This is a genomic window from Neorhizobium sp. BETTINA12A, assembly GCF_023006485.1.
Taxonomy (GTDB): Bacteria; Pseudomonadota; Alphaproteobacteria; order Rhizobiales; family Rhizobiaceae; genus Neorhizobium.
Genome location: NZ_JALBGW010000124.1, coordinates 1 through 13,931, shown reverse-complemented (window position 1 = coordinate 13,931; position 13,931 = coordinate 1). Strand labels below are relative to the sequence as shown.

General features: G+C 62.4%; 17 protein-coding genes. 5 read left to right on the top strand and 12 right to left on the bottom strand.

Annotated elements, in window-relative coordinates:
• The coding region (locus MOV61_RS22475) for a FadR/GntR family transcriptional regulator (protein ID WP_247138157.1) at positions 1 to 190 on the bottom strand (190 nt) is incomplete at its 3' end.
• 198 nt (positions 191 to 388) lie between these two features.
• Here MOV61_RS22475 and MOV61_RS22470 point away from each other — a divergent pair.
• Together MOV61_RS22470 and MOV61_RS22465 are read left to right on the top strand one after the other, a co-directional pair.
• A complete protein-coding gene (locus tag MOV61_RS22470) occupies positions 389 to 1,186 on the top strand; it encodes an NAD(P)-dependent oxidoreductase (protein ID WP_247138156.1) in 798 nt (265 codons plus the stop codon).
• 100 nt (positions 1,187 to 1,286) lie between these two features.
• Complete coding sequence (locus tag MOV61_RS22465) at positions 1,287 to 2,258, top strand: S1C family serine protease (RefSeq protein WP_247138155.1); 972 nt, start codon at positions 1,287 to 1,289, stop codon at positions 2,256 to 2,258.
• A 37-nt stretch (positions 2,259 to 2,295) separates the two neighbouring features.
• On the opposite strand, the gene MOV61_RS22460 is transcribed toward MOV61_RS22465, so the two are convergent.
• The 7 genes from MOV61_RS22460 to MOV61_RS22430 form a co-directional block, all read right to left on the bottom strand.
• A complete protein-coding gene (locus tag MOV61_RS22460) occupies positions 2,296 to 3,036 on the bottom strand; it encodes a tyrosine-protein phosphatase (RefSeq protein ID WP_247138154.1) in 741 nt (246 codons plus the stop codon).
• A gap of 1 nt (position 3,037) precedes the next feature.
• Positions 3,038 to 3,901, bottom strand: coding sequence for a carbohydrate ABC transporter permease (locus MOV61_RS22455; protein WP_247138153.1), 864 nt, complete (start codon positions 3,899 to 3,901; stop codon positions 3,038 to 3,040).
• A complete protein-coding gene (locus MOV61_RS22450; protein WP_247138152.1) occupies positions 3,891 to 4,841 on the bottom strand; it encodes a carbohydrate ABC transporter permease in 951 nt (316 codons plus the stop codon). The genes MOV61_RS22455 and MOV61_RS22450 overlap by 11 nt, the downstream gene beginning before the upstream one ends.
• 80 nt (positions 4,842 to 4,921) lie before the next feature.
• Positions 4,922 to 6,229 carry an ABC transporter substrate-binding protein gene (locus tag MOV61_RS22445; RefSeq protein ID WP_247138151.1) on the bottom strand — a complete coding sequence of 436 codons (1,308 nt, stop codon included), beginning with the start codon at positions 6,227 to 6,229 and terminating at the stop codon, positions 4,922 to 4,924.
• Between the two features lie 22 nt (positions 6,230 to 6,251).
• The gene (locus tag MOV61_RS22440; RefSeq protein WP_247138150.1) at positions 6,252 to 7,094 is read right to left on the bottom strand and encodes a metallophosphoesterase; all 843 of its coding nucleotides are present in this window, start codon (positions 7,092 to 7,094) and stop codon (positions 6,252 to 6,254) included.
• 95 nt (positions 7,095 to 7,189) lie between these two features.
• Complete coding sequence (locus tag MOV61_RS22435) at positions 7,190 to 7,825, bottom strand: TetR family transcriptional regulator (RefSeq protein ID WP_247138149.1); 636 nt, start codon at positions 7,823 to 7,825, stop codon at positions 7,190 to 7,192.
• A gap of 68 nt (positions 7,826 to 7,893) precedes the next feature.
• The gene (locus MOV61_RS22430; protein ID WP_038543779.1) at positions 7,894 to 8,223 is read right to left on the bottom strand and encodes a hypothetical protein; all 330 of its coding nucleotides are present in this window, start codon (positions 8,221 to 8,223) and stop codon (positions 7,894 to 7,896) included.
• 228 nt (positions 8,224 to 8,451) lie between these two features.
• On the opposite strand from MOV61_RS22430, the gene MOV61_RS22425 reads away from it, so the two are divergent.
• Positions 8,452 to 9,021 (top strand): DUF922 domain-containing Zn-dependent protease, encoded by a 570-nt coding sequence (locus MOV61_RS22425; RefSeq protein WP_247138158.1) that lies wholly within the window; start codon positions 8,452 to 8,454, stop codon positions 9,019 to 9,021.
• Between the two features lie 65 nt (positions 9,022 to 9,086).
• On the opposite strand, the gene MOV61_RS22420 is transcribed toward MOV61_RS22425, so the two are convergent.
• A complete protein-coding gene (locus MOV61_RS22420) occupies positions 9,087 to 9,992 on the bottom strand; it encodes a DMT family transporter (protein ID WP_247138148.1) in 906 nt (301 codons plus the stop codon).
• Between the two features lie 87 nt (positions 9,993 to 10,079).
• On the opposite strand from MOV61_RS22420, the gene MOV61_RS22415 reads away from it, so the two are divergent.
• Together MOV61_RS22415 and MOV61_RS22410 are read left to right on the top strand one after the other, a co-directional pair.
• Positions 10,080 to 11,009: a LysR family transcriptional regulator gene (locus MOV61_RS22415; protein WP_247138147.1), complete on the top strand. Its 930-nt coding sequence runs from the start codon at positions 10,080 to 10,082 to the stop codon at positions 11,007 to 11,009.
• 67 nt (positions 11,010 to 11,076) lie between these two features.
• Positions 11,077 to 11,394, top strand: a complete 318-nt coding sequence (locus MOV61_RS22410; RefSeq protein WP_247138146.1) for an antibiotic biosynthesis monooxygenase — start codon at positions 11,077 to 11,079, stop codon at positions 11,392 to 11,394.
• A gap of 4 nt (positions 11,395 to 11,398) precedes the next feature.
• On the opposite strand, the gene MOV61_RS22405 is transcribed toward MOV61_RS22410, so the two are convergent.
• The 3 genes from MOV61_RS22405 to MOV61_RS22395 form a co-directional block, all read right to left on the bottom strand.
• A complete protein-coding gene (locus tag MOV61_RS22405) occupies positions 11,399 to 12,154 on the bottom strand; it encodes an SDR family NAD(P)-dependent oxidoreductase (protein WP_247138145.1) in 756 nt (251 codons plus the stop codon).
• The gene (locus MOV61_RS22400) at positions 12,147 to 13,031 is read right to left on the bottom strand and encodes a polysaccharide deacetylase (protein WP_247138144.1); all 885 of its coding nucleotides are present in this window, start codon (positions 13,029 to 13,031) and stop codon (positions 12,147 to 12,149) included. The genes MOV61_RS22405 and MOV61_RS22400 overlap by 8 nt, the downstream gene beginning before the upstream one ends.
• An 18-nt stretch (positions 13,032 to 13,049) precedes the next feature.
• A partial coding sequence (locus tag MOV61_RS22395) for an ATP-binding cassette domain-containing protein (RefSeq protein WP_247138143.1) occupies positions 13,050 to 13,931 on the bottom strand: 882 nt, incomplete at its 5' end.

The window sequence follows — 13,931 nt, the reverse complement described above, 5'->3', positions numbered from 1 at the left end:
GCAGCGATGCGATGGCCTCGCGGACGACGGTGCGGCTGACGCCGTGCGCCTCGGTCAGCTGTGCTTCGCTCGGCAGGCGCGAGCCCGGCGGAAACTGACCCGCTGCAATCGCCTGGCGCAACGTTTCTCCGAGGCGAGAAACTAGCGTCCTCGATCCCCTGCCGGTATCGAGTCTGGTTTCTACGCTCATTTCATTCCTCCCTGCTCGGCGGCGCATCACAATATCGCGTCAACCCGCGTGTCAAGCTTAAGCGACCGCGCCAAGCCGGCTCCGACTTGTTGACCGAGCTTTCTCAACATGTATGATAAGTATTGAAGCTTGTCACGAACAAGTTGGCCAATGAACTGGATTGCCGCGGCCGACGGGCCGCTTTCGGAGGATGATTTCTTGAAAAGACTTTTGATCACCGGTGCCGCCGGCGGCCTCGGACGCGCCATGCGTAGCCGTCTTGCCGGGTTCGCCGAAACGCTTCGCCTGTCCGATATCGTCGATCTCGGCACTGCCGGCCCAAATGAGGAGCTGGTCGTCTGCGATCTCGCGGATGCAGATGCGGTCATGAAGCTGGTCGAGGGCTGCGACGGTATCCTGCATCTCGGCGGGGTTTCGGTGGAGGACAAGTTTTCGAAGATCCTCAATGCCAACCTGCTCGGCCTCTACAATCTCTACGAAGCTGCCCGGGCCCATGGCCAGCCGCGCATCCTGTTCGCCAGTTCCAACCATGTCGTCGGTTTCTACCGGCAGGACGAGCATATCGACGTCAAGGCTCCGATGAAGCCGGACGGGCTCTACGGCGTTTCGAAATGCTTCGGCGAAGCTCTGGCGCGCATGTATTTCGAGAAATTCGGCCAGGAGACGGCGCTGGTCAGGATCGGCAGCTGCTTCGAAAAACCGATCAACCACCGCATGCTGTCCGGCTGGATGTCACATGACGACTTCGTGTCGCTGATCGGCTGCGTCTTCCGGACCCCGATGCTCGGCTGCCCGATCATCTGGGGCATTTCCGACAATGACAGCAAGTGGTGGGACAATTCGCATGCGTCCTATCTCGGCTGGAAGCCGAAGGACAATGCAGAACGCTATCGCGCCGAACTGGAAGCCAGCGTTCCGCGCCCGGCACCGACCTCGGCGCTTGCGGTTTACCAGGGCGGCATGTTCACCCAGGACCCGATCTTCGCCGAGGATTGAGCTCGCGCGACGGGTTCTTGTTTCTGCCTTTTAGGCCCACCACATCAGCTTCTTCTACAACCTTCCCTTTTCCGAGAAGGTGTTTTCCGGAGTTCTTGTGATGGGATTTATTGATATCAATCCTCCCGTCCCCGAAGATAGCGTGCTTCTCGACGCCTATTCGGAGACGGTTGCCGGCGCGGTCGACCGCGTCGGTCCTGCCGTCAGCCGCATCGAGCGGCTGGGCGGCGTTGCCGGCCAAGGGGGCCACGGGTCGGGCTTTGCGATTTCGCCCGACGGCCTGATCATCACCAACCACCATGTTGTGGCAGACGCCAAGACCGTCCGTATCCGCAGCGCCAACGGAGCGGTCGGGCAGGGCGCTGTTCTCGGCCGCGATGCCGATACCGATATCGCGCTGGTGCGTGCCGACATGGACGTGCAGGCCTGGGCACGGCTTGGCGATTCCCAGAAATTGCGGCGCGGCCATATCGCGATCGCGATCGGCAATCCGCTCGGTTTCGACTGGTCGGTGACATCGGGCGTCGTATCTGCGCTCGGCCGATCGATGCGGTCGTCCACCGGCCGGCTGATCGACGACGTCGTACAGACCGATGCGGCACTCAATCCGGGCAATTCCGGCGGACCGCTGGTGTCTGCCTCCGGTGAGGTGGTCGGCGTCAACACGGCGGTGATCCGCGGCGCGCAGGGCATCGCCTTTGCGGTCGCCTCCAATACGGCCAATTTCGTCGTCTCTGAGATCCTGCGCTTCGGCCATGTGCGGCGTGCCTTTATCGGCATCGTCGTCGATACGACCGCACTGCCGCGCCGCGTCGCGGTGAAGGCCGGCATGTTGCAGGAGACGACGGTGCGTATCCGCCGCATCGATCCCGGCAGCCCGGCCGATCTGGCGGGGTTGAAGGAGGGCGATTTCATCCTGGCGATCGACGGCCAGCCCGTCGGTGGCGCCGATGATCTGATCCGTTTGCTGGACGGGACCCGGATCGGCAAGCAGACGCCGATCTCCGTCTACGACCTCGACTCGCGGATCGTCGACCGCATGCTGGTTCCGGCCGCACGGCCGCAGAGCTGAGCGCGGCGTTTCTCTTCGGGCCCTCGTCCTCGAGGTCCTAAGCCAGCCGGTTGCGAAGCCTTTCCCGTGCGGTTTCATCGAGGCCGAGCGAAGAGAGATAGACCTCGATGCCGCCATGGCGATAACGGATATGGTCCAGCGCTTGCCGCATGCTGCGCGGCTCAGAGGCAAGAACGATGTCCACCAGCTCGGGCGCCGTTCCACGACCAAGTGCCCGTTCCCGTAGTCTTGCAATCAGTGGGCCGGAGATGGTCGCCGTCAGGGCGTAATCCTCGACAATGATCGTCTCATCGACGCCGGCATTGGCAAGCAGCAGGGCCGAGATCACGCCGGTGCGGTCCTTGCCGGCGCTGCAATGGAAGAGCACGGCTCCATCCGGTGCATCGGCGATGATCTTCAGGACTTCGGCAATCGCCGGCTGGCAGTTATCGATCGCCTGGCAATACCGGTCGCCCATGTCGAAGCTCAACACGGCATTCGCCATCATCTCGACCGGCGCCAGGGCCGAAAACAGCGGCGTGTTGTGGTAGCGCATTTCGGCATGACCCGCGAACGGGTTGGCTTCGACGGCGATTTCCTGGGCGTTGCGCAGGTCGATGACGGTGGCCAGTCCGTTGTCCAGCAAGGTTTCGATATCGGCGTGGCTCAGGCGGTGCAATGCGTCGCCGCGCAGGATCGAGCGCCAGCGGGTCAGGCCGCCATGTGCGGTCTGGTAACCGCCGAGGTCGCGGACATTGTGGGCGCCTTCCAGCGCGATCAGGCGTTCGTAGGCTAACATCTCAGCGGATTCCGGATTTCATGAAGGATTCGATGACGTGGCGCTGCAGGACCAGATAGATGATCAGGATCGGCAGGCTGGCGAGTGCGGCAGCCGCCATCAGCGGCCCCCAGAGATTGCCCTCCTGGGTCATGAACATCTGCAGGCCGATCTGGACGACCGAGTTTTCCGGCTTTCGCGACAGGAGCAGCGGCCAGAAATATTCGTTCCAGGCGGAGATGAAGGCGATGATCGACAGGGAGGCGATCGGCGCGCCCATGTTCGGCACGACGATCTGCCAGAGGATCTTCCAGCTTCCGGCGCCGTCGATGCGCGCCGCTTCGAGGATTTCGGTCGGGAAGGAGCGCATCGCGTTGTAGAGCAGCAGGATGGCGAAGGCATGCGCGGCATTCGGCACGATCAGACCGGTCAGCGTATCCAGAAGGCCGAGCCGCGAGGCGAGCACGTAGTTCGGGATCATCGTGACCTGGAACGGCACCAGCCAGGAGAGCGCGATAAGGCCATGGATGACGCCGGAGAGGCGCATGCGCCAGCGCACCAGCGCATAGGCCGCAAACAGGCCGGTCACGACCTGCAGTATGGCGGTCGCCGCGGATACGATCGTGGTGTTGATCAGCATCCCGATCATCGGAATGCGGGTCAGCACGAAGACATAGTTTTCGAGCGACGGATTGCTGGGCCAGAGCGAGGTGGAGAAGATCTCGTTCTCCGTCCGGAGCGAGGTGACGATCATCCAGTAGATCGGAAAGATCGACAGGAAGGACAGGAGGATCATCACCAAGTGCACTGCAAGCCGGCGGATGCCACCGGATTTGAGACCGCGGGAGGCGAACGCAATGCCGTCAGGGGAGGTGTCAGTTGTCATAGATCGCGAACCTCTTGGTCAGCCACATGCAGCCTGCCGCAATGATCGCGAAACCGGCAAAGGCGATCATGCCGGCCGCCGAGCTCCAGCCGGCCGACATGGTCTGGAAACCGTATTCCCAGAGCAGGTAGAAGATGTTGGTGGTCGATTTCAGCGGACCGCCATTGGTGAGCACGTTGATATAGGCAAAGCTCCACTGCGCCCCGAACAGGATCGTCATCATCGACAGAAGCAGGATGGTCGGCGAAAGCAGCGGCAGTCTTATATCGCGGATGATCCCCCAGCGGCTGGCACCGTCAATGCGTGCTGCCTCGATATAGGAGGAATTGATGCCGGCATTGGCGGCGGAAAACAGGAGGGTGGAAAAGCCGACCAGCTTCCAGCCGGTGATCCAGGTGAGCGTCGCAAGCGCGTAATTCGGGTCGGTCAGGAAGCCGATACGGCCGAGGCCAATCGTCTCCAGGCCGAGCGTGATCAGCCCCTGGTCCTCGTTGAGCAGCCAGCGCCAGAGGATGGCGGCAACCACGGGCGCGACGATCATCGGCACGAAGATCAGCGCGCGGTAGATCGTCCGGGCGCGGCCCTCGAGGTCCTGGGTCCAGATCGCCACGAAGAGCGGAATGATCACCGACATCGGGAAGAGGCCGAGAATGTAGAAAAGCGTGTTCCAGAGCGCGGCGCGCATCTCGGGCAGTGCGAACAGGCGCTGGTAGTTGGTCAGGCCGACATAGCGCTGCGGCGCGGTCGGCAGCATGTTCCACTGGTAGAAGGAGAGCTGGAATGCCTCGACCAGCGGCACATAGGTCCACATCATCAGGAGGCAAAGCGCCGGCGCGAGATAGAGCCAGGGCTGGATGGTGAATGTGCCGCGCTGGCGCGCCGTTGCGGGCGCTCGGGCAAGGGTGAGCGGTCTTGCGAGATCGGCCTGGATATCGGTCATGGAATTTTCCCCGAAAGGATCCCTAGGGGACAACGATGCCGGACGGAAAGCGAGATCCGCCCGGCATCTCCTCGTAACGGTTACGGCATCAGGTCCTGGCCCTGATCCTGGGCGGCTTTCAGCGTGGCGATCGGATCGCCCTTGCCGAAGACGGCTTCGCGGACCGAGTCCATCATCATCTTCTCGACCTGGCGGTAGTTCGGGCCGGGGAAGGCGACGTTGGCGGTGAGGCGGTTCAGCTGGTCCAGGTTGGCGCGGAACATCGGGTTCTCCTTGACCCACGGGCCGAGGTAGTTCGGATCGTCGACGATATCGAGACGCAGCGGCAGGTAGCCGATCTTGCTCGTGATGATCGTGTAGGCTTCCTTGCTCGTCAGGTATTTGAGGAGCTCGTAGGCCGCACGCTGCTTGGCCGGATCCTTGCTGAAGACGAACAGGGCGCTGCCGGAATTGGTCGGAGCGGTCGGCTTTTCGCCGAAGGAGGGCATAGGGGCGATGCGCAGGTCGAACTTGCCCTGGGCGGCCTTCTTATAGGAGCCAAGCACCGCAGTCGTATAGACGAACATGCCGAGATTGCCGGCGGCAAAGGTGTCCGAACCGCTGGCCGGATCGATCTTGGCGTGGGCGCCGCTATCGACCATGTCGCGCAGCATTTTGACCGCCTCGGCGGCATTCTTGTCGGCGAATGTCAGCTTGTTGCCGTCGCGCACCTTGCCGCCGTTCGACATGACGATCGCCTGATAGACGAAGGTGCCGTCGCTCGGGCCATAGGCGCCCGGGAAGAAGCCGTTCTTGCCGGTCTTTTCCTTGATCGCCTTGCCGGCGATGTTGACGTCGGCCCAGGTTTTCGGCGGGTTGTTCGGATCGAGACCGGCCTGCTTGAAGAGGTCGCCGTTGTAATAGAGGACAGGCGTCGAGAATGTGTAGGCGAGACCATAGGTCTTGCCGTCGACCTTGCCGAGTTCGAGACCCTTGGGGATCATGCCGGCGAGATGCTCTTTCAGTTCCGCCGGCTTCACCATGTCCTCGAGCGCGTTGCCGCCAAGGTCGCTGGCGATGAAGATCAGGTCGCGGAAGGTCAGCTGGGCGACGTCCGGCTGCTTGCCGGCGACGATATCGGCCTGGACCCGGTTGATGATCTCGTTCGAGGGAACGGCGATCGTCTCGACCTTCACGGCGGGGAATTTCTTCTCGAAGCCGGCGATCAACTCCTTGGTGGCCTCGGAGCCGATGCCGGCGGAGGCGAGGTTGTAGTTGTAGAAGCTGATCGTGACCGGCTTGTCGACGGTTGCCGGCATTTCGGCAAAGGCACCGAGCGGGAGGCCCAGGGGCAACATCGAGGCGGCGGTGAGCGTCGCCATCAGCTTGAGCGTGGTTCTGCGCAGCATTTTTCGTGTCTCCGGGTGAGGGTTATTCAGCGGCGACGGGCATTGCCCGGGCCATCAGAAGTTCCAGCGGATAGGTGTTGAGTTCGGCGCGGTCGGACGGCAACGGCACGAACGCCATGGTGAGGCCGGACGGGCGGATGGTGCCGATGCCGAAGGAGGCGCCGCGCACCATGCGCAGGATGTCCGTGCGCAGGATGTCGGTGGCGGCGTGCTGGCCGGTGCCGACCACCACCGGGATGCCATGCCAGACCGAGACGCGGTCGTGATGGATATGGCCGCTCAGAATGCCGATGATGTTGCGGCCCTTCAGCAGTTGGCGGAAACGTTCCGACTGGGGGAAATGGATCGTCCGCCAATGGGCGGCATCGGCTTCCTCGCCGAGCGCCGGCGGGTGGTGGACGACGATCAGCTTCGGCAGGTCCGGATGGCTGTCGAGCGTCGAGGCGAGCCAGTCGAACTGTTCCGGATCGATCGTGCCGCCGATCAGGCCCGGCGTCGTCGAGTCGATGGTGATGATGTGGATGCCGTCGATGATCGTGTTGTGGTCGTATGGTGCGTCCGGATCGTCGACCTCGATGCCCATGCCTTCGTAGAAGCCCGGACGGGTATCATGATTGCCGAGTGCATAGATGACCGGCACGTCGATCCTGGCGTCGATGATCTCCTTCAGCCGGCGGAAGCTTTCGGCATCGCCGCGATTGGTGAGATCGCCGCTGGCGATCACGAATTGCGGCTTCGGCGTCACGGTCGCGACGAGATCGAGCACCTGATGCAGCGTCTCGATCGTATCGCTGTGCAGATGGCTGTCGTCGGCGGTGCCGATATGCAGGTCGGTCAGATGGATGAATGTCGTTTCGCGTCGCACCGGATGCCTCCATGGATGACGGTTTCGTCAGGAGGACCGTTAGAAGGGGTTTGTTTCCTGCTCGTGACGGATTTCGAATGCCGTTCGAAACCGTTTCAGCGGCGGAACATCGGTGCGATCACCTCGACCATGCGGGCGATGACGATCTCCGGATCGTCGAGGTCGATGCCGTAATTGGTCAGCACTTGCGTACGCGACCGGGAGCGGGTGACCTGCGAGCGGATGCCGAGCGCGCAATTGAGCCGCCAGCCTATACCGACCTCGTCGAGCCAGGGCGCGATCCGCTTCAGATGCGGGACGAAAGCCCGGTGATGTTCGACATCGTCGATGATGCGGCGGTAGTGCGGCGCGCGCTCCCGGTGGGTCTTCGCCATCGAGGTGAAATGCGACAGGACCGGATAACTGGAGGTCGGGTCGAGGCTCCAGCGGATCGACGGGCCGACCAAAGCCGCGATGACTTCATCAAGGTCGGGCGGATCGGGCGCCCGTCGGTCGACGGCTTTGCGAAGCAGGCTCAACCGCTCGGCATTCAGCCGCCGGTAGACACGCTCTGCGACCGCTGCGACAAGTTCTTCCTGCGAGCCGAAATGGTAGCTGATGGCGGAAGGGGTCGCATGTGCCTCGATGGCGATCCGCCGCGCGGTCAGATCCTCGAAAGCCTCGGCTTCGCAAAGCAAATGCTCGCAGGCATCCATGAGCCTCATGGCTGTGAGATTGGCGCGGCCGTGCATGAACTCACCCTCGACGATCGCAAGTCTAAGGCGCGTTTGTGTATGGTGGATGACAGTGCGAAGAGGGCCTAGGACAAGTCGGGGGCCAAGTCGGGGCGGACCGTCTTTTTGTCGGGCTCGCGGGCGAAGGGCGCGGGCCAGCTGTCTCTTTCGTCATCCGCATCCTCGCCATCCCGAAACTCATCCATGCGGTGTTTGATGGCAAGGGCGTAAATCGTATCGAGGATGTTCTTGTCACGAAGGTGCGGGTCGGTCAGTCCCAGCAGCGCTGCCCGGACGATCTTCTTGCTCGATGTCTTTGGGCAGCGTCTGGTAACGAACTTGAACAGAGCGTCGTCGGTGAGGCCATCCATCGCGCCGTCGACCAAGGCCTCATAGACCTTTCGTTTCTCTCCCATTCAACTCCCCCATGCCAAGTCAAACACTTAGTCGCATAACTGTCATCATCCATTTTGAAGGAAATATGGCAAGGGCCTGGAACAAAAGTCGTGATGGACAGCGTTCACGGAAAACAAGTTTGACGAATTGAAACGGCGCTGTGGCATCTCTAGGTTCACCGCAGCAACGTGATCGGGAGGAAAAGAGTGAAGATAGGTGCAGGAATTCTCGCGGCCCTCTGCCTCGGGATGGTGCCCATGGAGGCGTCGGCGCAGAGCCAGTGGCAGCCGGTCGAGCAGGTCCAGGCCTATCCCATCACCGGAGATTCCGGCGTCGATCTCTACGCTTCCATCGGACAGCGCGGGCCGAAGATCGGCAAGGAGGTTCGCGCCATCGCGCACACCAATTTCAAGCTCACCTGGACCCGTGACTACCGGCCGCAGCCTGACGGCGCCTGCACGCTGGTTTCGGCGCGGCCAAAGCTGATCATCACCTATACGCTGCCGAAACCCGCATCGGCGCTTGCTCCCGATCTGAAGAAGAAATGGGATGTCTTCATCGCCGGTGTCTACAAGCACGAACTGGTCCACGGCGTGATCATCACCGACATGGTGAAGGAGATCGAGCGGGTGAGCGTGGGTCTCAGTGTCGCCGACGATCCGCAATGCACGAAAATCAGGACAGAACTGACCGTTAAGCTCGGCGAGATCTCGAAGGCGCAGCAGAAGCGCAGCAATGACTACGACCGGATGGAAATGAGCGAGGGCGGCAATGTCCACCAGCTCATCCTGCAGCTGGTGAACGGCACCGGCAAATAGTCTGCTGCAGGATTGATTCATCAACTCGCTGAAAGGCGCTGTTTTTCCGATGAATTCTGGGGAAGCTATCTCTTGCGCATCACATTGACGACGAGCACGCCAAAGATCGCCATGATGCCGCCGATCGCGCCGATCAGGGTCGGCACCTCGCCGAGCCAGAGGAAACCGATCAGGGTTGCGGTCGGAGGAACGCCGTAAAGGAAATTGGAGGCCCGGGCGGCGGATAGGCGCTTCAAGGCGATCGCCCAGGTGACATAACCGATCGCAGTCGGGAAGAGCACTAGATAGACGATGCCCCAGTTCACCTCTGCCGGGGCGGCGGCAAGCGCCTGCAAGGTGGACGGTACGGCCGGCAGTAGCGGAATGGAGCCGATCAGCATCAGCCAGGCGGTGACCGCCAAGGCGGGCATGCGGCCGAGGATCGGCTTCTGCAGCACGCTGGCAATCGCCGAGCAGAGGGCGGCGCCGAGAATGAGGATCGCATTCGGATCGAGATCGAAACCGTCGTCGCCGGAGGCAGCGATCAGCGCCACGCCGGCAAAGGAGATCGCCGTTCCGAACCAGCCCCAGCGGCCGAACCGTTCGCCGAGCGCGAAGGTGGCGATAAGGGCGGTGAAGACCGGCATGGTGTTGATGATGAAGCTCGCGGGGCCAGCCGCCACGGTTCGCTCACCCATGTTGAGGAGAACGGCATAGGCCGCGATGAAGAGCACGGCCGCGACGCCAAGGCGGAGGAGATCGCTTCTGACTGGAAGGGCTGGTCGGGCAGCGACAAGATAGACTACGGCGATCAACGCGGCCGGGACATAACGTGCCGTCGCAAGCTCGATCGGCGTCAGCGGCCCGAGCGCGATGCGGATGACGGCGAAGGACGAAGCCCAGAAAACGATGGTCACTAGGATCGCCAGGAAGGCGATCAAATCAAATCCCTGTCTTTCGTCCGTTCCCGTAGTCATGGCGACCGTGCTCATCTCTTTCTCCCTGGAAGCTTGGAAGTCAGGATTTAGCGCCTCTCATCCGTGCTTGAAAAGCACCGTAATCGATGATCATATGTGCTTATGGTTCACAGCTCGCAGACTTTGCCACCACTTGATACGCTCGAGACCTTCGCCCGTGCCGCGCGTCTCGGATCATTTTCCGCGGCGGCGGAAGAGGGCGGGGTCACCCACGGTGCAGTCTCCCGGCAGATATCCCGCCTGGAGCGCTGGATGGGCGTGCGGCTTTTCTCCCGCGAGGCCCGCGGCGTGACGCTGACGCCGGAAGGCACGCGGTTTTTCGCCCGCGCGGAGGAAGCGTTGGCCCTGCTCGGGGATACGGACGAGCGGTGGCTGCCCCGCCGCAACAAGGCGGTCGTCCGGCTTTCGGTGACGCCGTCGGTCGCCTCGCTCTGGCTGTTTTCGCGGATGCCGAAGCTGGAAGCCAGCGACATCCATCTGGAACTGATCCTGGAACATCGGCTGGCGGATTTCAGCGAGGGCATCGACCTGGCAATCCGTTGCGGCAAGGGGCCATGGGCCGGTGTGCGCAGCCTGCCGCTGTGGCAGGAGAAACTGGTGCCGATCGCCGCTCCGGCAGTCGCCGAACGTCTCGGTGGAAGATCGGATGCGAAATCTCTGCTGGAGCTGCCGATCCTGCACGATTCCAATGTCGAGGCCTGGCGGCGCTGGCTGGCCGTCGAAAATCTCGATTACGTGCCGCGCGGGCAGGACCGGCGGTTCGAGGATTATAACCTGGTGATCGACGCCTGCGCGCATGGCCTCGGCATCGCGCTCGCCCGACCGCCGCTCGCGGACGCAGCGCTTGCCTCCGGCCGGGTCGTCGTCGTATCCGAGAGAGCCATCGATCACCACGTCGCCTTCCACCTGATCCGTCCGAACGACGCGATGAAAGCGTCCGCCTCCGAGTTTTCCCAGCGCTTCCTGCTGGAGGCCGGATTAGACGAGGCGGCCATCGCGGCCTTCGTTGCGCCGGGACGGGGAAGAGGTTAGCGCCGCTCTATTGGCAAATGCCGCTCCGGCTCTACTTGCTCCGAAAATTGGATATGAGGAGCATCCCATGAGCACAAAGGCGACGATTGCGAGGATCTGGCGGGGGCGTACACGCACCACAATTGCCGACGAATACGAGGCTTATCTACTCGAAACAGGCATTCCACCGCTCGTCAAGACCGCGCTTGCGGTCCAGCTCTTCCGAGAGGACCTCGGCGACGAAACGGAGTTCGTGACGACCTCCTACTGGCCCGACTTCGAGTCCATGGCAGCCTTTACCGGCGGCGATCCGAACAAGGTGCATCATCTCGATCGCGATCCGCATTATCTGGTCGAACTGCCCGAGCGGGTGGCGATCATGAAAATCCTCATCGATCGGAACTAAGGGATCAGCGGACCCACTGGAACCCGTCGATCTGGATGTCCTGACCCGTCAGGAAGTTCGGTTCGGATGTTGCGAGGAAGGTGACGACGCTTGCGACGTCCTGCGGCGTTCCGACTCGCTTCAGCGTGATGCCGGCTGCGAGTTGCGCCTCGCGGGCTTCGATCATCGCGTTCGAGCGCTCGGTCTTGATGACGCCGGGGCAGATCGCGTTGACGACGATCTCCGGGCCGAGTTCCTTGGCGAGTGCCTTTGTCATGCCGAGAATGCCGGCCTTGGCTGCCGTATAGGAAAACTTGCTGACCGCACTGGTGACGCCGCCGGTATGGGCGTTCATCGATGACATGTTGACGATCCGTCCGCCGCCGTTGCGGCGCATGACGGGCACCGTCGGCTGGATATAGTTGAAGGCGCCCTTGAGGTTGATATCGATCGTCGCGTCGAATTCCTCCTCGGAAATCTCCTCGATACCTTTCGCCATCGACCGACCGGCATTGTTGAACAGGACGTCGATCCGGCCCCATTTCTCGTCCACCTCGCGGACGATTTCCGCCGCGCGCTTATGGTCACGGACATCGGCGATGAAGGTCAGTACGTCGCGTGACAGGTCGCGGATTTCGTGCGCCGTGAGGGCAAGATCGTCTTCGATCAGGTCGACGAGGACGATATCGAAGCCGTGACGGGCAAGATCAAGCGCGCAGCCCCGTCCGATCCCGCGTCCGCCGCCGGTTATCAGCGCAACCTTCCGGGACGCATCACGCACCACCATTCTCCTTCGCGAAACGGGCGATATCCGCATGGGTGCCGAACCAGACGCCCTCGTGGGCCTGGATATGCTTGATCAGCTCCTCCAGCACGAAGATGCGCGAGCGGTAACCGGACACGTGCGGGTGCATGGTCAGAAGGAACAGCCCGCCCTCGATATAGGCGCGGTCGAATTCCCGCTTGAAGATATCGAGCACCGAGGTCGGCGGGGTATAGGGGCGCAGCGCGGTAAACCGGTTCATGTTGAAATAGACCGCGTCGTCGCGGATCCATTCGACCGGCAGTTCGACCAGACCGGTCGGCTCGCCGTCCTCGACCAGTTCGTACGGATCGTCGTCGGCCATCAGCGAGGAATCGTAGATCAGCCCGAGTTCACGCTCGATCTTCAGCGTCTCGTAGGAAAAGTCCCAGGAGGGCGTGCGCATGCCGACGGGGCGGATGCCGGTGATCTTTTCGAGCGTATCGGCGGCGCGGAAATGCAACTCGCGTTCCTTGTCGGCCGGAACCTTGGTGTTCACCTCGTGGATCCAGCCATGCAGGCCGATCTCGTGGCCCTCGGCGATGGCGCGCCGCTGTTCGTCGGGATAGAGGAGGGCCGCGACCGCCGGCACGAAGAAGGTCGCCGGAACATTGGCATTCTTCAGCGTCTCAAGGATACGGGGCACGCCCATGCGGTTGCCGTATTGCCCCTGCGACATGCGGCCGATCGATTCACCGCCATCGCGCAGCTCGTTGGTCTCATGGTCGCTGTCAAACGAAAGGGCCACCGCGCAGCGCGCGCCGTCCTTCCAGGCTTTCGGCTTCAGCGACCGGCCGGCGCGCACCTTGTTGACCTTGCCGCGCCAGGTGGCCTCATCCCATTCCCAGGGTTCCATGTCCCATTCTCCCTTTTGTTATTCGGCAGCTTCCGGCAGGACCGGCACGGCTGCGAGTAGCCGCTTGGTGTAATCGTGCTGCGGATCGGCGTAGATCGTCGACGCCACGCCTTCCTCGACTATTCTGCCGCGATACATGATGGCGACGCGGTCGCAGAGATGCCGGACGACGGACAGGTCGTGGCTGATGAAGATCAGCGACAGGTCGAGCTCGGCGCGCAGGCGGATCAACAGGTTGATGATCTGCGCCTGGATCGAGACGTCGAGCGAGGCGACCGGTTCGTCGCAGACGACCACATCCGGCTGCATGGCGAGCGCGCGGGCAATCGCGATACGCTGGCGCTGACCGCCGGAGAACTGGTGCGGGAAACGGTTGGCGAAGGTGGGATCAAGCCCGACCGCTGCTAGCCATTCCTTGACATAGACGGGGGCTTCGGCTCGGGTCACCAGCTTGTGGGCGAGCGGACCCTCGGCGATGATGTCGCCGATCCGCATGCGGCCGTTGAGCGAGGCGAACGGATCCTGGAAGATCGTCTGGATGCGGGTGGTAATTTTTCGCGCATTGCGGCCGTCACTCATGACCGGCTTGCCGTTCAGACGGATCGTGCCGGAGGTTGGAATCGTGATGCCTGCCGCCATGCGGCCGAGTGTCGATTTTCCGGAACCGGATTCGCCGACGAGGCCGAGCACCTCGCCGCGCTTCAGCGTGATCGAGACGCCGTCGACCGCCTGGACGACCGGCACCGGCTGGGAAACGCCGGACTTGATCGCCAGGTTCCTGAACAGGCCGGCCGGCTTTTCGAAGCGTTTCATCGCATTGTCTATCACGAGATAGGGGCTGCCGAGCGGCGGCAGGTTCAACGTCGCCGACTTGCGCGGCGGCGGGGCCGCATCCGCGAT

Excerpts from the sequence above, each read along its gene's own strand:
- MOV61_RS22410 (WP_247138146.1), top strand. The coding sequence starts at position 11,077 with ATGAGCACAAAGGCGACGATTGCGAGGATCTGGCGGGGGCGTACACGC.
- MOV61_RS22465 (WP_247138155.1), top strand. The coding sequence starts at position 1,287 with ATGGGATTTATTGATATCAATCCTCCCGTCCCCGAAGATAGCGTGCTT.
- MOV61_RS22435 (WP_247138149.1), bottom strand. The coding sequence starts at position 7,825 with ATGCACGGCCGCGCCAATCTCACAGCCATGAGGCTCATGGATGCCTGC.
- MOV61_RS22445 (WP_247138151.1), bottom strand. The coding sequence starts at position 6,229 with ATGCTGCGCAGAACCACGCTCAAGCTGATGGCGACGCTCACCGCCGCC.
- MOV61_RS22420 (WP_247138148.1), bottom strand. The coding sequence starts at position 9,992 with ATGAGCACGGTCGCCATGACTACGGGAACGGACGAAAGACAGGGATTT.
- MOV61_RS22400 (WP_247138144.1), bottom strand. The coding sequence starts at position 13,031 with ATGGAACCCTGGGAATGGGATGAGGCCACCTGGCGCGGCAAGGTCAAC.
- MOV61_RS22430 (WP_038543779.1), bottom strand. The coding sequence starts at position 8,223 with ATGGGAGAGAAACGAAAGGTCTATGAGGCCTTGGTCGACGGCGCGATG.
- MOV61_RS22415 (WP_247138147.1), top strand. The coding sequence starts at position 10,080 with ATGGTTCACAGCTCGCAGACTTTGCCACCACTTGATACGCTCGAGACC.
- MOV61_RS22460 (WP_247138154.1), bottom strand. The coding sequence starts at position 3,036 with ATGTTAGCCTACGAACGCCTGATCGCGCTGGAAGGCGCCCACAATGTC.
- MOV61_RS22425 (WP_247138158.1), top strand. The coding sequence starts at position 8,452 with ATGGTGCCCATGGAGGCGTCGGCGCAGAGCCAGTGGCAGCCGGTCGAG.
- MOV61_RS22455 (WP_247138153.1), bottom strand. The coding sequence starts at position 3,901 with ATGACAACTGACACCTCCCCTGACGGCATTGCGTTCGCCTCCCGCGGT.
- MOV61_RS22450 (WP_247138152.1), bottom strand. The coding sequence starts at position 4,841 with ATGACCGATATCCAGGCCGATCTCGCAAGACCGCTCACCCTTGCCCGA.